The sequence below is a fragment of the Streptomyces sp. NPDC050439 genome, from assembly GCF_040655335.1.
Taxonomy (GTDB): Bacteria; Actinomycetota; Actinomycetes; order Streptomycetales; family Streptomycetaceae; genus Streptomyces.
The window spans coordinates 40253-54548 of record NZ_JBFAJT010000005.1 but is presented as its reverse complement, the minus strand read 5'-3'; the positions used below and the strand labels follow the sequence as shown (position 1 = coordinate 54548).

At 68.7% G+C, this 14296-nt stretch carries 13 protein-coding genes; 5 read left to right on the top strand and 8 right to left on the bottom strand.

All coding sequences use genetic code 11. From position 1 onward, the window contains the following. The first annotated feature begins 227 nt into the window (after nucleotides 1-227). From AB0I66_RS21205 to AB0I66_RS21185, 5 genes are all read left to right on the top strand, one after another. Nucleotides 228-1040 carry an ABC transporter ATP-binding protein gene (locus AB0I66_RS21205; RefSeq protein ID WP_363209454.1) on the top strand — a complete coding sequence of 271 codons (813 nt, stop codon included), beginning with the start codon at nucleotides 228-230 and terminating at the stop codon, nucleotides 1038-1040. Then, nucleotides 1037-1855, top strand: a complete 819-nt coding sequence (locus tag AB0I66_RS21200; RefSeq protein WP_363209453.1) for an ABC transporter ATP-binding protein — start codon at nucleotides 1037-1039, stop codon at nucleotides 1853-1855. The genes AB0I66_RS21205 and AB0I66_RS21200 overlap by 4 nt, the downstream gene beginning before the upstream one ends. Then, entirely contained in the window at nucleotides 1852-2742 is an 891-nt protein-coding gene (locus AB0I66_RS21195; RefSeq protein ID WP_363209452.1) for a branched-chain amino acid ABC transporter permease, read from the top strand. The genes AB0I66_RS21200 and AB0I66_RS21195 overlap by 4 nt, the downstream gene beginning before the upstream one ends. Nucleotides 2743-2803: 61 nt before the next feature. Next, complete coding sequence (locus AB0I66_RS21190; protein ID WP_363210032.1) at nucleotides 2804-3850, top strand: branched-chain amino acid ABC transporter permease; 1047 nt, start codon at nucleotides 2804-2806, stop codon at nucleotides 3848-3850. After that, the gene (locus AB0I66_RS21185; protein ID WP_363209451.1) at nucleotides 3847-5112 is read left to right on the top strand and encodes an ABC transporter substrate-binding protein; all 1266 of its coding nucleotides are present in this window, start codon (nucleotides 3847-3849) and stop codon (nucleotides 5110-5112) included. Before AB0I66_RS21190 ends, AB0I66_RS21185 begins: the two co-directional genes overlap by 4 nt. 108 nt (nucleotides 5113-5220) lie before the next feature. On the opposite strand, the gene pssA is transcribed toward AB0I66_RS21185, so the two are convergent. The 8 genes from pssA to AB0I66_RS21145 form a co-directional block, all read right to left on the bottom strand. Continuing rightward, complete coding sequence (gene pssA / locus AB0I66_RS21180) at nucleotides 5221-6075, bottom strand: CDP-diacylglycerol--serine O-phosphatidyltransferase (RefSeq protein ID WP_249586749.1); 855 nt, start codon at nucleotides 6073-6075, stop codon at nucleotides 5221-5223. Continuing rightward, entirely contained in the window at nucleotides 6062-6718 is a 657-nt protein-coding gene (locus tag AB0I66_RS21175) for a phosphatidylserine decarboxylase (RefSeq protein ID WP_363209450.1), read from the bottom strand. Before AB0I66_RS21175 ends, pssA begins: the two co-directional genes overlap by 14 nt. Nucleotides 6719-6888: 170 nt before the next feature. After that, nucleotides 6889-8094, bottom strand: coding sequence for an acyl-CoA dehydrogenase family protein (locus AB0I66_RS21170; protein WP_160508249.1), 1206 nt, complete (start codon nucleotides 8092-8094; stop codon nucleotides 6889-6891). A gap of 2 nt (nucleotides 8095-8096) precedes the next feature. Next, the gene (locus tag AB0I66_RS21165; RefSeq protein ID WP_363209449.1) at nucleotides 8097-8624 is read right to left on the bottom strand and encodes a MaoC family dehydratase; all 528 of its coding nucleotides are present in this window, start codon (nucleotides 8622-8624) and stop codon (nucleotides 8097-8099) included. A 1-nt stretch (nucleotide 8625) separates the two neighbouring features. Further along, nucleotides 8626-9591: a CoA ester lyase gene (locus AB0I66_RS21160; protein WP_363209448.1), complete on the bottom strand. Its 966-nt coding sequence runs from the start codon at nucleotides 9589-9591 to the stop codon at nucleotides 8626-8628. Then, complete coding sequence (locus tag AB0I66_RS21155) at nucleotides 9588-11615, bottom strand: methylmalonyl-CoA mutase family protein (protein WP_363209447.1); 2028 nt, start codon at nucleotides 11613-11615, stop codon at nucleotides 9588-9590. The genes AB0I66_RS21160 and AB0I66_RS21155 overlap by 4 nt, the downstream gene beginning before the upstream one ends. A 17-nt stretch (nucleotides 11616-11632) precedes the next feature. Next, nucleotides 11633-12970 carry a crotonyl-CoA carboxylase/reductase gene (ccrA, locus tag AB0I66_RS21150; protein ID WP_363209446.1) on the bottom strand — a complete coding sequence of 446 codons (1338 nt, stop codon included), beginning with the start codon at nucleotides 12968-12970 and terminating at the stop codon, nucleotides 11633-11635. 401 nt (nucleotides 12971-13371) lie between these two features. After that, nucleotides 13372-14175 (bottom strand): TetR family transcriptional regulator, encoded by an 804-nt coding sequence (locus AB0I66_RS21145; RefSeq protein WP_363209445.1) that lies wholly within the window; start codon nucleotides 14173-14175, stop codon nucleotides 13372-13374. Nucleotides 14176-14296 lie beyond the last annotated feature (121 nt).

Sequence of the window (14296 nt, the reverse complement as noted above, 5' to 3'; positions counted from 1 at the left end):
GGTGCTGGGGAGGATGCCACCGCCCGGCCACCCCTGGCAGGCCCCTGACACGGGGTGTTGTGCCCGTGCACAACCGGCGGCCGGTCCCGCTGGTCACCCGCAGCGATTCGGACACAGGTCGTGGACGGGCGGGCGCGGCGGTGCTGGGCTGAGCGCCACGCGGAGGGCCGAGCGGCACGGACGGCCGAGCGACACGAACAGGGCAGGCAGAGGACAGGGGGTCCCAGGTGGGTGGTTCCGGACTGGTCGTAGAGGACGCGTCGGTCGGATACGGACCGGTACGCGCACTGCGCCAGGTGTCGCTCGAAGTGCCGGACGGCGCCGTGGTCGCCGTGCTCGGCGGCAACGGCGCGGGCAAGTCGACGCTCCTGCGCGCCATTTCACGCACGCTCGCCTTTCACCGGGGAGCACTCACCACCGGCTCCATCCACTTCGGCGGACGGCGCATCGACCATCTGCACGCGGACCGGGTGGTCGCCGCCGGTGTGTCACAAGTGCCGGAAGGCAGAAGGGTGTTCGCCCGGATGACCGTCGCCGACAACCTCCGGTCGGGCGCGCTCGGGTCCACCGGAAGCCGGGCCGCGAAGGCCAGGGCCCTGGAGCGCGTCCACGAACTCTTCCCGGTGCTCGCCGAGCGCGCGGGCCAGCGGGCCGGGCTCCTGTCGGGCGGCGAGCAGCAGATGCTCGCGGTGGGCAGGGCGCTGATGGCCTCGCCGAAGCTGCTGCTCCTGGACGAACCCTCCCTGGGGCTCGCCCCGTTGATGGCGGCACGCATCGCCGACACCATCCAGGAGATCAACGGCCAGGGCACCGCGGTCCTCCTCGTCGAGCAGAACGCCGCGCTGGCCCTGCGCCTCGCCTCAAGCGCGTACGTCCTGGACGTGGGCGAAGTCGCGCTCGCGGGAGCGGCTGACGAGCTTGCCGCCTCCGACGAGGTGCGCCGCCGCTACCTCGGCGTCGTCGACGAGACCGCCGCGGCCGACGCGTCGCGCGGTGTCAGCGCGCTGCCGGTCCTCAACCGATGGGCGGGCCGACGATGACCGAGGACCACCCGGCAACGGACCCGACACCACCGGACGACGACGTACCCGCCCTGGAAGTGCGGGAGTTGACCGTCCGCTTCGCGGGACTCACCGCCCTCGACGCCGTGAGTTTCACCGTCAGGCCAGGCACGGTGCACGCCGTCATCGGCCCCAACGGCGCGGGGAAGTCCACCTGCTTCAACGTCCTGTCCGGCGTGTACCGCGCCACCGGCGGCAGCGTCCGCTTCGGTGAGCACGACCTGACGACGATGCCTCCGCACCGCATCGCCGACCTCGGCGTCGCGAGGATCTTCCAGAACCTCGCCCTGCCGCCGCGCGCGACCGTCGCCGACAGCCTGATGCTCGGCCGCCACCGGCTGACCCGCACCGGGTTCCTGGCCGCGGGCCTGCGCCTCCCGTCGGCGGCACGCGAGGAGCGAAGCCACCGCGAACGAGTGCGGGAGATCGCTGCGTTCGTCGGCATTGAACATCAACTGCACGCCCCGGCAGGCTCCTTGCCGTACGGGCAGCAGAAACTCGCCGAACTGGCACGGGCCTTGTGCATGGAGCCTCGACTGCTCCTGCTCGACGAGCCCGTCGCGGGCATGACCGCGGACGAGCGGCAACGCACGGCCGCCGTCATCGCGGGCGTCCGCGACAGCCTCGGAATCTCGATCGTCCTGGTGGAACACGACATGGGGGTGGTGATGCGGCTCGCGGACGCGGTGACCGTACTTGACTTCGGCCGGCGCATTGCGGACGGCGCCCCGGCGGCCGTACAGAACGACCCCGCGGTCGTGCGCGCCTACCTGGGGGAGGGGGCAACCTCGTGAACACCTTCGTCGAGCTTCTGCTCAACGGGCTCTCGATGGGGTCCGTGTACGCCCTCATCGCACTCGGCTTCGTCGTCATCTTCCGGGCCACCGAGGTCGTGAACTTCGCGCACGCCTCGCTGCTCCTGGCCGGCGGCTACTTCATCGCGTCCCTCCACGACGACATCGGCTTCTGGCCCGCGGTGCTGGTCGGCATCGCGGGGGCGGCCGTCGTCGGCGCCGCCATCGAGTTCCTCGTCATGCGGCGCTACCGCGGGTCGGATCACAGCGTCCTCGCCATCGTCACGATCGGCGTCGACATCCTGCTCACCACCGAACTCACCCGACGCCTCGGCACCGACGTGCTCGCCCTCGGCGACCCCTGGGGCGACTCGGTGCTCACCATCGGCTCGGTCTCCATCGCCCACACGCGCATCGCCGCGTTCGTCGCCGCCGCGCTCCTCATCACCACCTTCCTGCTCGCCTTCCGCTACACCTCCTGGGGTGTGGCGATGCGTGCCGCCGCCGAGAGCCCGGAGACCGCCGCCCTGATGGGCGTGCGCCTGGGGCGGGTCTCGCTCGGCGCGTGGGCGGTGGCGGGCGGCCTCGCCGCCGTGGCGGCGCTCTTCCTCACCGTCTTCCCGACGCCGGGGCTCGAACGGGCCACCTCCCTCGCGGCGCTGAAGGCGTTCCCCGCCGCGATCCTCGGCGGCCTCGACTCGACCACCGGCGCGCTCGTCGGCGGCCTGGTCGTCGGGGTCACCGAATCCCTCGCCACCGGGTACCAGAGCGAACTCACCTTCCTGGGGCGGGGTCTCGGCGACCTCGCGCCCTATCTCGTGATGACCGTCATCCTCCTCATCCGGCCCGCCGGACTCTTCGGCACGAAGGAGCTCGCCCGTGTCTGAAGTCCTGGCCCGTGGACGGGAGCTGCGCTCCCGAGGCCGTACGAGGCTGACCCGCCCCCGCATGTACCTGTGGATCGCGGGCGCCGTGATCCTGCTCGCACTGCCCTTCTACCTCGACCGCTTCTGGCTGCAGGCCGGTCTCTTCGCCATGGCCGCGGCGATCGGCGCGATCGGCCTGAACCTCCTCACCGGCGCGACCGGCCAGCTCTCCATGGGGCACGCCTTCTTCCTCGCGATCGGCGCGTACGGCTACTGCGTCTTCGCCGGGGACGGGGAGGACGGCCTGACCGGGCTGGGCCTGCCCACCTGGATCGCCGCCGCCCTGGCCGTCGTCGTCGCAGGGGTCGCGGGCGGGCTCTTCAGCCCCATCGCGGGACGTCTGCGCGGCGCCTACCTCGGCATCGCGACCCTCGCGCTGATCTTCATCGGACAGCATGTGCTCTTCAACGCGCATGACCTGACGGGCGGCTCCAACGGACGCGACGTGCCGCCCCTGAGCGTCTTCGGCATCACCTTCGACGACAGCGAGACCGTCGTGGCGGCCGTGCCGTTCGGGGCCTCGGAGAAGCTCTGGTACGCGGGCCTCGTCCTCCTCGTCGGCTGCGGGCTCTTCGCCCGCGGTGTGCTGCGCGGACGTCCCGGACGGGCCATGAACGCCATCCGCGACCACCGCATCGCCGCAGGCGTGATCGGGGTGCCGGTCGCCCGCTACCGCGCCGGCGTCTTCGTCCTCTCGTCGATGTACGCGGGCCTGGCGGGCGTCCTGCTCGCCCTGGTCTTCCAGCGCACCGTGCCGGACTACTTCGGCATGACGCTGTCCCTCGAATACCTCGCCATGATCGTCATCGGCGGCCTCGGCTCGGTCGCGGGCGCGGTGGCCGGTGCCGCCGTGGTGTCCCTGCTGCCGCAGCTCCTGACCCGGTACAGCGACGCGCTGCCCCTGGTCGCGGCCCCCGGCAGTGGCGGGATCACACCGGGCGAGGCATCCCGGTATCTGTACGGCGCCGCCGTCGTGGCGGTGGTGCTGTTCCTGCCCGGCGGCCTGGCCAGCATTGCCGCCCGGCGCTCCAGGCCGACGTCAGGCCACACTCCAGGGGAGGAACGATGAGTTCACGCAGGTTCAAGAGGGCCACCGCGACGGCGACGGCGGTCGCCGCACTGCTCGCGGTGGCGGGTTGCAGCTCCAAGGCGGGGGACGACGAAGGCGACAAGGAGGGTGCGGGCGGGGTCAAGTCCGGTGTCGGGGTCTCCGCCAAGACGATCGAACTCGGTGTGCTCACCGACATGACAGGCGTCTACGCGACCCTCGGCAAGAGCGTCACCCAGGCCCAGCAGCTCTACGTCAAGCAGACCAACGCCGACGGCGGCATCTGCGGCCGCAAGCTGAAGCTGACCGTCCGCGACCACGGCTACGACCCGCAGAAGGCGGTCGCCGCTTACACCGAGCTGGAGCCGGACGTCCTCGGCTTCGCCCAGTTCATCGGCTCCCCGTTCGTCGCCGCGGTCAAGCAGCGGATCGACAAGGACAAGGCGCTCGTGCTCCCGCAGGCCTGGTCGGCGAACCTCCTCGGCAACCCGTATGTGCGGGTCGTGGGCTCGACGTACGACCTGGAGACGATCAACGCGATCGACTTCCTGATGAAGGAGAAGGGCCTCAAGAAGGGCGACAAGCTCGGTCACGTCTACTTCGAGGGCGACTACGGCGAGAATGCCCTGGCGGGCTCGCAGTACATGGCGAAGAAGTCGGGCCTGACCGTCGTGGAGCAGAAGATCAAGGCGACCGACAACGACATGACGGCCCAGGTCGCGGCCCTGAAGAAGGCCGGGGTGAAGGCCGTGGTGATCAGTGCGGGTCCGCGGCAGGCGGCCTCGCTCGTGGGTGTCGCGGCGGCGGGCAAGTTCGACGTCCCGATCATCGGCAACAACTCGGCGTTCGCACCGCAGCTCCTGGGCACCCAGGCGGGCCCGGCCCTGGCGAAGAACTACTACGTGGCCTCACCGACCCTCCCGATCGGCGCGGACACCCCCGCGGCGAAGAAGCTCGTCAGTGACTACAAGGCGGCCTACCCCAAGGACTCCCTGGACAACGGCGTGACGGCCGGCTGGACCGCGGCGTCCATCTTCGGAGAGGCCCTCAAGAAGGCCTGCGAGAGCAAGGACCTCACCCGTGAGGGCGTCGACAAGGCTCTGCTGACCATCGACTCCTACGACACCGGCTTCGGCGTCACCCAGAACTTCAGCGACCCCAAGGCGCCCTCCTCGAAGGAGAGCGTGATCCTGCGCCCGGACAAGGGCGTGACGGGCGGCATGAAGGTGGCGAGGGAGCCGGGCGCGGCGACGGCGGCACAGAGCTACACGCCGGGAGGCTGAAATTTGAGCCTGTCCGGCGATTGAGGACGAGCCCGAAGGGCGACGAACGGCACGCGAAGGGGGCCCGAACCAAATGGTTCGGGCCCCCTTCGCACCGTTCAAGCGCCGCTACGGCAACTGCGCCGCCCGCGCCTCGCGCCGGTTGTCCCGGAAGTTGTTCACCCGGCGGGCCGTGGCGAACAGCGGGATGACCGCGCCGAGCACCAGCTGCAGCGCACAGCCGGTCTGCAGCAGCAGCTGCCCGCCCGGTGCCTCGAAGGCCCAGGCCGCGAGCAGCCCCATGGCCGCGACGATCCACGCGAGCATCGCCACCGCGAGGGGACCCCGCGGCTTGGGGTACTCGACCCGGCTGACCATGAGCCACGCCGTACCGATGATCGCCAGGAGCGTCGCCACGAAGGGCAGCTCCAGGAGCACGATCGAGACGACCGTGAGCGCGCCGAAGGGCGAGGGCATGCCCTGGAAGGTGCCGTCCTTCACGGTCACGCAGCTGAACCGCGCAAGCCGCAGCACCACCGCCAACAGCACGACGATCGCTCCGACCGCGGCCACTCTCTGGTGCGCGTCGTCGGCGACCATGCCGTAGACGAGCACGAAGTACGCGGGGGCCAGACCGAAGCTGATCAGGTCCGAGAGGTTGTCGAGCTCCGCGCCCATCGGCGAGGACCGCAGCTTGCGCGCCACGAGCCCGTCGAAGAGGTCGAAGACGGCCGCGCAGAGCATCAGGATCACGGCGGTGGCGGCGGAGTGCCGGGCCATGCCGCTTTCGTTGCTGCCCTGCAGGTGCGGGATGAGGATGCCGGTGGTGGTGAAGTACACCGCCATGAACCCGCACGTGGCGTTACCGAGGGTGAGGGTGTCCGCTATCGAGAGGCGGAGTGAGAGAGGCATCTCCTCGTCGGCCTCGTCCTCGGCCGCCTCGGGCACCCAGCCCGCTTGTGTCTCAGGATCAACCACGGTCAATTCGAGTCACCCCAGCCACGGTCTTCTGACCGACCTCGACGTCCGTCTCGACACCCTCGGGGAGGTAGATGTCGACGCGGGAGCCGAAGCGGATCAGGCCGATCCGTTCACCCTGCTCCACCTTCGTGCCCTGGGGCACGTAAGGAACGATGCGCCGCGCGACCGCGCCCGCGATCTGGATCATCTCGATGTCACCGAGCTCGGTGTCGAAGTGCCAGACAACGCGCTCGTTGTTCTCGCTCTCCTTGTTGAACGCCGGGACGAACCCGCCGGGGATGTGCTCCACGGACGTCACCGTGCCCGCGAGGGGCGCGCGGTTGACGTGGACGTTCAGCGGGCTCATGAAGATCGCGACACGGGTGCGTCCGTCCTTCCACGGCATGATGCTCTGCACCACACCGTCGGCCGGCGAGATGACCCGGCCCTGGGCGATGTCGCGCTCGGGGTCGCGGAAGAACCACAGCATGCCCGCCGCCAAGGCGGTGGCGGGCACGGCTACGGCCGCGGCGCCCTTGGAGCGACGCGCACGCACCAGGCTGAGTGCCGCGGTGGCGACAGTCGGCAGGAGCCACGGCGATGCTCCGCGCGCAAGGCGTACGCCAGCGAGGCTGTCGCGTGGTGCAGAGGTTTGGCTGTGGGGCATGGATGACCTTCGTAGCGGATGATGCCGCGCAGTGAACGGGGGACGGCGGCTTTTTCCGGATGGTATCGGTTGCGAGCCACAACTGGGCAAGCCAGGAAGCGGAGTCGACGGCCGAAGAGTGCTGACAGGGTGTGACCTTCTTCTCGAAGAAACCGCCCCAAAGCGGACATTCAGCCCTGGAATCGATACTCTTCGAGCAGTCGGCGTCCAATGATCATTTTCTGGATCTCGGCGGTACCTTCGCCGATCAGCAGCATGGGTGCCTCACGGTACAGACGCTCGATCTCGTACTCCTTCGAGAAGCCGTAACCGCCATGAATCCGGAACGCGTCCTCTACGACTTCTTTGCAGTATTCGGACGCGAGGTACTTCGCCATCCCTGCTTCGAGGTCGTTTCGCTCCCCGGAGTCCTTTTTGCGTGCTGCGTTCACCATCATCGCATGGGCGGCCTCGACCTTGGTAGCCATCTCGGCCAGCTTGAACTGGATCGCCTGATGCTGGGCGATCGCCTTGCCGAAAGTGTGACGTTGCTGGGCATAAGAGACGCCGAGCTCAAATGCACGCTGCGCGACACCGCAACCACGAGCCGCGACATTCACACGGCCCACTTCGACGCCGTCCATCATTTGGTAAAACCCTCGGCCGGTGGTCCCGCCGAGCACACGATTGGCTGGAATTCGCAGCCCATCCATGATGAGTTCGGTGGTGTCCACCCCCTTGTAACCCATTTTGTCGATCTTGCCCGGGATGGTGAGGCCGGGGCGGACCTCTCCGAAGCCGGGCTCCTTCTCGACGAGGAAGGTCGTCATCGACTTGTGGGGGGCCGTGCCCTCCGGGTGTCCTTCGTCACTCCGGCACAGAACGGCCACCAGCGTGGACGTGCCGCCGTTCGTGAGCCACATCTTCTGACCGTTGAGGACGTACTCGTCGCCGTCCTTGACGCCCTTGGACGTGATCGCGGACACATCGGAGCCGAGTGCGGGCTCCGACATGGAGAACGCGCCGCGCACCTCGCCGGCCGCCATGCGCGGCAGGAAGGTGTCCTTCTGCTCCTGCGTCCCGTGCTGCTTGAGCATGTAGGCGACGATGAAGTGGGTGTTGATGATGCCGGAGACCGACATCCAGCCACGCGCTATCTCCTCGACGCACAGGGCGTACGTGAGCAGCGACTCGCCCAGACCGCCGTACTCCTCGGGGATCATGAGCCCGAAGAGGCCCAACTCCTTGAGGCCGTCCACGATCTGCTGCGGGTACTCGTCACGGTGCTCGAGCTCCGTGGCGACCGGGATGATCTCCTTGTCGACGAAGTCCCGGACCGTGGACAGGATCTCCTGCTGGATGTCGGTGAGACCTGCGGTCTGCGCGAGTCGGCTCATGGCTACTTCTCCTGGCCCTTCTTGGGAATGTCCCGCAGCTCCGGGCGGCCGGGCTGCTCGCCGCCGCGCTCCTTGATGTACGTCTCGGTGGGGACCATCACCTTGCGGCGGAACACGCAGACCAGCGTGCCGTCCTGCTTGTAGCCCTTGGTCTCCACGTAGACGATCCCGCGGTCCGACTTGGACTTCGACGGCGTCTTGTCCAGGACCGTGGTCTCGCCGTAGATCGTGTCGCCGTGGAAGGTCGGCGCCACGTGCTTGAGCGACTCGACCTCCAGGTTGGCGATCGCCTTGCCCGAGACGTCCGGCACGGACATGCCCAGAAGCAGCGAGTAGATGTAGTTCCCGACGACGACGTTCTTGCCGAAGTCCGTCGTCTTCTCCGCATAGTTCGAGTCCATGTGGAGGGGGTGGTGGTTCATCGTCAGGAGGCAGAAGAGGTGGTCGTCGTACTCGGTGACCGTCTTTCCGGGCCAGTGCTTGTAGACGTCCCCGACGGTGAACTCTTCGTAGGTGCGGCCGAACTGCATCTCAGGCCTCCGGGATCTCGAACTTGGAGGTACGGGTCATGCCGGCCGCGCGCCCCTTGCCGGAGATGACGAGGGCCATCTTGCGGCTCGCCTCGTCGATCATCTCGTCGCCCAGCATCGCCGAGCCCTTCTTGCCGCCCGCCTCGGAGGTGCAGTAGTCGTACGCGTCCAGGATCAGCTCGGCGTGGTCGAAGTCCTCCTGGGAGGGCGAGAAGACCTCGTTGGCGGCGTCGACCTGGCCGGGGTGCAGGACCCACTTGCCGTCGAAGCCGAGCGCGGCGGCGCGGTTGGCGACCTCGCGGTAGCCGTCCACGTTCTTGATCTGGAGGTAGGGTCCGTCGATCGCCTGGAGGTTGTTGGCGCGGGCGGCCATCAGGATCTTCATCAGGATGAAGTGGTAGGCGTCCGCCGGGTAGCCGGGCGGCTGCTCGCCGACGACCAGGGACTTCATGTTGATCGACGCCATGAAGTCGGCCGGGCCGAAGATGATCGTCTCGACGCGCGGCGACGCCTGCGCGATCGCGTTGACGTTGTTCAGGCCCTGGGCGTTCTCGATCTGCGCCTCGATGCCGATCTTGCCGACCTCGAAGCCCATCGTCTTCTCGATCTGCGTCAGCAGGAAGTCCAGCGCCACGACCTGGTCCGCCGTCTGCACCTTCGGCAGCATGATGCAGTCGAGGTTCTGGCCCGCGCCCTCGACGACGGTGACGACGTCGCGGTACGTCCACTCGGTCGTCCAGTCGTTGACGCGCACGACGCGCGTCTTGCCCGTCCAGTCGCCCTCGTTCAGGAACTTCACGATGGTGTGCCGGGCCTCGGGCTTGGCCAGCGGCGCGCAGGCGTCCTCAAGGTCCAGGAAGACCTGGTCGGCGGGGAGGCCCTGGGCCTTCTCCAGGAAGCGCGGGTTCGAACCCGGTACCGCGAGACAGGAGCGACGGGGGCGAAGGCGGTTGATGGGCGCGGTCATGCGGGGACCTCCAGAGGGTCGAGCTTGTTCGCTTTCCGGATCTCGTCGACGATACGGCCGATGATCTCGGTGATGCCGAAGTCCTTGGGGGTGAACACGGCGGCCACACCCGCCGCCTTCAGGTCCTCGGCGTCGCTGTTGGGGATGATGCCGCCCGCGATGACGGGGATGTCGGGCGCGCCCGCCTCGCGCAGGCGCACCAGGACGTCCGGCACGAGCTGCGCGTGCGAGCCGGAGAGGATGGACAGGCCCACGGCGTGCACGTCCTCGGCGAGCGCGGCGTCCACGATCTGCTCGGGCGTGAGCCTGATGCCCTGGTAGACGACCTCGAAGCCGGCGTCACGCGCACGCACCGCGATCTGCTCGGCCCCGTTGGAGTGCCCGTCAAGGCCCGGCTTGCCGACCAGGAAGCGCAGCTTGCCGGTGCCGAGGTCGGCGGCGGTCTTGGCGACCTTGTCGCGGACGAGGGCCAGCGGCGTGCCGGCCTCCGCGGTGACGGCCACCGGAGCGCTGGAGACGCCCGTGGGCGCCCGGAACTCCCCGAAGACCTCCCGCAGGGCGAAGGACCACTCCCCGGTCGTCACACCGGCGCGTGCGCACTCCAGGGTGGCCTCCATGAGGTTGCCCGTGCCCGCTGCGACCTCCTTGAGCTTCTCCAGGGCCTTGCAGGGGCGCGGGTGGTTGAACGGCGGCTGGTAGCGGGTGTCGCGCCAGTGCTTGAGGGCGTTCACGACGCGGTTCTCGACCGCCGGGTCCACCGTCATGATCGCGGTGTCCAGGTCCGCGGTGAGCGGGTTGGGCTCGGTCGACTCGTAGGCGTTGACGCCGACGATCTTCTCCTCGCCCGACTCGATGCGTGCCCTGCGCTCGGCGTGCGAGGAGACCAGCTGCGACTTCAGGTAACCGGACTCGACGGCGGCCATCGCGCCGCCCATCTGCTCGATGCGGTCCATCTCGGCGAGCGACTCCTCGACGAGGGACTCCACCTTGGCCTCGATGACGTGGCTGCCCTCGAAGATGTCCTCGTACTCCAGGAGGTCGCTCTCCAGGGCGAGCACCTGCTGGATGCGCAGCGACCACTGCTGGTCCCACGGCCGCGGCAGGCCGAGGGCCTCGTTCCAGGCGGGCAGCTGCACGGCACGCGCGCGTGCGTCCTTGGAGAGCGTGACGGCCAGCATCTCCAGGACGATGCGCTGGACGTTGTTCTCGGGCTGCGCCTCGGTCAGACCGAGCGAGTTGACCTGCACGCCGTAGCGGAACCGGCGCTGCTTGGGGTTGGTGATGCCGTACCGCTCGCGGGTGATGCGGTCCCAGATGCGGCCGAACGCCCGCATCTTGCACATCTCCTCGACGAAACGGACGCCCGCGTTCACGAAGAAGGAGATACGGGCGACGACGTCACCGAACTTCTCCTCCGGCACCTGGCCGGAGTCGCGCACGGCGTCGAGCACGGCGACGGCGGTGGACATCGCGTACGCGATCTCCTGCACCGGAGTGGCCCCGGCCTCCTGCAGGTGGTAGCTGCAGATGTTGATCGGGTTCCACTTGGGGATGTGCGCCACCGTGTAGGTGATCATGTCGGTGGTCAGGCGGAGGGAGGGCCCCGGCGGGAAGACGTGCGTCCCGCGCGAGAGGTACTCCTTGACGATGTCGTTCTGCGTCGTCCCCTGGAGCTGCGTGATGTCCACGCCCTGCTCCTCCGCGACCACCTGATAGAGCGCCAGAAGCCACATGGCCGTGGCGTTGATCGTCATCGAGGTGTTCATCTGGTCCAGGGGGATGTCCTGGAACAGCCGCCGCATGTCGCCGACGTGCGAGACGGGGACGCCGACCCGGCCGACCTCACCGCGGGCGAGGATGTGGTCCGGGTCGTAGCCCGTCTGCGTGGGCAGGTCGAACGCGACCGAGAGGCCCGTCTGGCCCTTGGCGAGGTTGCGCCGGTACAGCTCGTTGGACGCCTCGGCCGTGGAGTGACCGGCATAGGTCCGCATGAGCCACGGCCGGTCCTTCTGACGCTCTGTCATGTGCGAACCCTCAGCCCTCAGACGTTCCGGAAGCGGTTGATCGCGTCGATGTGCTTGGCCCGCATCTCCGGGTCGCGCACGCCGAGGCCCTCCTGGGGCGCGAGGGCGAGGACGCCGACCTTGCCCTGGTGGAGGTTGCGGTGCACGTCGTAGGCGGCCTGTCCGGTGTCCTCGAGGGAGTAGACGCGGGAGAGGGTGGGGTGGATCTTGCCCTTGGCGATGAGGCGGTTGGCCTCCCAGGCCTCGCGGTAGTTCGCGAAGTGCGAGCCGATGATCCGCTTCAGGGACATCCACAGGTAGCGGTTGTCGTACTCGTGCATGTAGCCCGAGGTCGAGGCGCAGGTGGTGATCGTGCCGCCCTTGCGCGTGACGTAGACCGAGGCGCCGAAGGTCTCGCGGCCGGGGTGCTCGAAGACGATGTCGATGTCCTCGCCGCCGGTGAACTCGCGGATGCGCTTGCCGAAGCGCTTCCACTCCTTCGGGTCCTGGGTGCGCTCGTCCTTCCAGAACTTGTAGCCCTCGGCGTTGCGGTCGATGACCGCTTCGGCGCCCATGGCCTCGCAGATGGCGGCCTTCTCCGGGCTGGAGACGACACAGATCGGGTTGGCGCCGCCGGCCAGGGCGAACTGGGTGGCGTACGAGCCGAGCCCGCCGCTCGCGCCCCAGATCAGCACGTTGTCGCCCTGCTTCATGCCGGCGCCGTTGCGCGAGACCAGCTGGCGGTAGGCGGTGGAGTTCACCAGGCCGGGGGAAGCGGCCTCCTCCCAGCTCAGGTGGTCCGGCTTGGGCATGAGCTGGTTGGACTTGACCAGGGCGATCTCGGCGAGCCCGCCGAAGTTGGTCTCGAAGCCCCAGATGCGCTGCTCGGGGTCGAGCATCGTGTCGTTGTGGCCGTCCGAGGACTCCAGCTCGACGCTCAGGCAGTGCGCGACGACCTCGTCGCCCGGGTTCCAGGCGTTCACGCCGGGTCCGGTGCGCAGCACGACGCCCGCCAGGTCGGAGCCGATGATGTGGTACGGCAGGTCGTGGCGCTTGGTGAGCTCGCTCAGCCGGCCGTAGCGCTCCAGGAAGCTGAAGGTGGAGACCGGCTCGAAGATCGAGGTCCACACGGAGTTGTAGTTGACCGAGGAGGCCATGACGGCCACCAGGGCCTCGCCGGGGCCGAGTTCGGGGACCGGCACGTCGTCCAGGTGGATCGACTTGCGGGGGTCCTTGTCGCGGGACTCAAGGCCCGCGAACATCTCCGCCTCGTCCTTGTGCACGGTGATCGCGCGGTACGAGTCGGGGAGCGGAAGAGCGGCGAAGTCGGCGGGAGTGGAGTCCGGCGACTGGATCGCGTCCAGGATTTCCTTCACGGTGATGCCTCCGGCGAAGTGCGGGCCCCCTTTGAGGGGAGCACGCTCTTGAGGGTTACGTCGGGTGCTGCTGGTGCAGGTGGGGGTGTGCCGTCGGTTCGGCGAAGGTGATGCTCGGCAGCGCTTGGTGTGGCGCGGGAGGTTGCCTGTGACGCAGGCGTCCGGGCGCACGAGCCGTGGCTTGTGGGGACAGCCGGCGTACGAAGGTTCTCTGCACGCCGGCCGCCCGGACAACATCAACGTATGACACCGCGTGCCAGTCGGCAAGACACTGAGTGCCATCAATTTTTGATAGATGATCGATCAGTGCAGGTCAGAGGGTGTGACGGCATGACAGAAGGGGCGCTACCGGTGGGTAGCGCCCCTTCAAAAGGCGAGGGCAAAAGGGTGGAAACGGGGATCTAAGACTCCCGCAGAGCCTTCTCGATCGTCCGCATGATCTCGTCCAGCGGTGCGTCCGTCCGGGCCACGGTGACCAGCACATCGCCCCCGGTGCTCACCGAGGCCGCCGGAGCGGTGGTGCTGTCACGCCCCGCCCCGATGCCTGAACCGAAGGTCCTGCGGACGATGGCGAAGGCGTGGTCCAGCTGGGTCTCGACGTCGCCCTGGCCGCCCGCACGCAGCCAGCGGCGCAGGACGTGGTTGTGCGCCGTCACCACCGCCGACGCGGCCACCTCCGCCAGGAGCGGGTCGTCGTTCCCGTCGTGGTGGGCCTGCTCGTCGAAGTGGCCCAGGAGATAGCGCGTGAAGAGCCGCTCATAGCGGGCCACCGAGGCGATCTCCCGCTCGCGCAGCGTGGGCACCTCGCGCGTCAGGCGGTAGCGCTCGACCGACACGGCGGGCGACGCCGCGTACATCTTCATGACTTCCTTGATGCCCCGGCACACCGTGTCCAGCGGGTGCTCGTGCGGCGGCGCCGCGTTCAGGACCGCCTCCGCCCGGATCAACGTGTCGTCGTGGTCCGGGAAGATCGCCTCTTCCTTGGAGCGGAAGTGCCGGAAGAAGGTGCGGCGTGCGACACCGGCCTGCGCGGCGATCTCGTCGACCGTCGTCGCCTCGTACCCCTTGGACGCGAAGAGCTCCATCGCGGCGGCCGCCAGCTCCCGGCGCATCTTGAGCCGTTGGGCGGCGGCGCGGCTGCCCGCCGCGCTCTCCGGAGCGTCGGGCGTAGCGGGCGTACGTGAGGACTTGGCGGCCTTGGGCATGCCCCGAACGTACTGCATACGCGCAGCCGAGTGCTCCCGAGGGACGGGGCTGAGCGGCGGCGGGACGGGGCCGCCCGACGGTTCGAGCAGCCCGCCCCAGTCCGTGCGCGGTCTTCCGTCA

Coding starts and splice junctions, on each gene's coding strand:
- AB0I66_RS21200 (WP_363209453.1), top strand. CDS start 1,037: ATGACCGAGGACCACCCGGCAACGGACCCGACACCACCGGACGACGAC.
- AB0I66_RS21190 (WP_363210032.1), top strand. CDS start 2,804: ATGTACCTGTGGATCGCGGGCGCCGTGATCCTGCTCGCACTGCCCTTC.
- AB0I66_RS21185 (WP_363209451.1), top strand. CDS start 3,847: ATGAGTTCACGCAGGTTCAAGAGGGCCACCGCGACGGCGACGGCGGTC.
- AB0I66_RS21175 (WP_363209450.1), bottom strand. CDS start 6,718: ATGCCCCACAGCCAAACCTCTGCACCACGCGACAGCCTCGCTGGCGTA.
- AB0I66_RS21170 (WP_160508249.1), bottom strand. CDS start 8,094: ATGAGCCGACTCGCGCAGACCGCAGGTCTCACCGACATCCAGCAGGAG.
- AB0I66_RS21165 (WP_363209449.1), bottom strand. CDS start 8,624: ATGCAGTTCGGCCGCACCTACGAAGAGTTCACCGTCGGGGACGTCTAC.
- AB0I66_RS21160 (WP_363209448.1), bottom strand. CDS start 9,591: ATGACCGCGCCCATCAACCGCCTTCGCCCCCGTCGCTCCTGTCTCGCG.
- AB0I66_RS21155 (WP_363209447.1), bottom strand. CDS start 11,615: ATGACAGAGCGTCAGAAGGACCGGCCGTGGCTCATGCGGACCTATGCC.
- AB0I66_RS21145 (WP_363209445.1), bottom strand. CDS start 14,175: ATGCCCAAGGCCGCCAAGTCCTCACGTACGCCCGCTACGCCCGACGCT.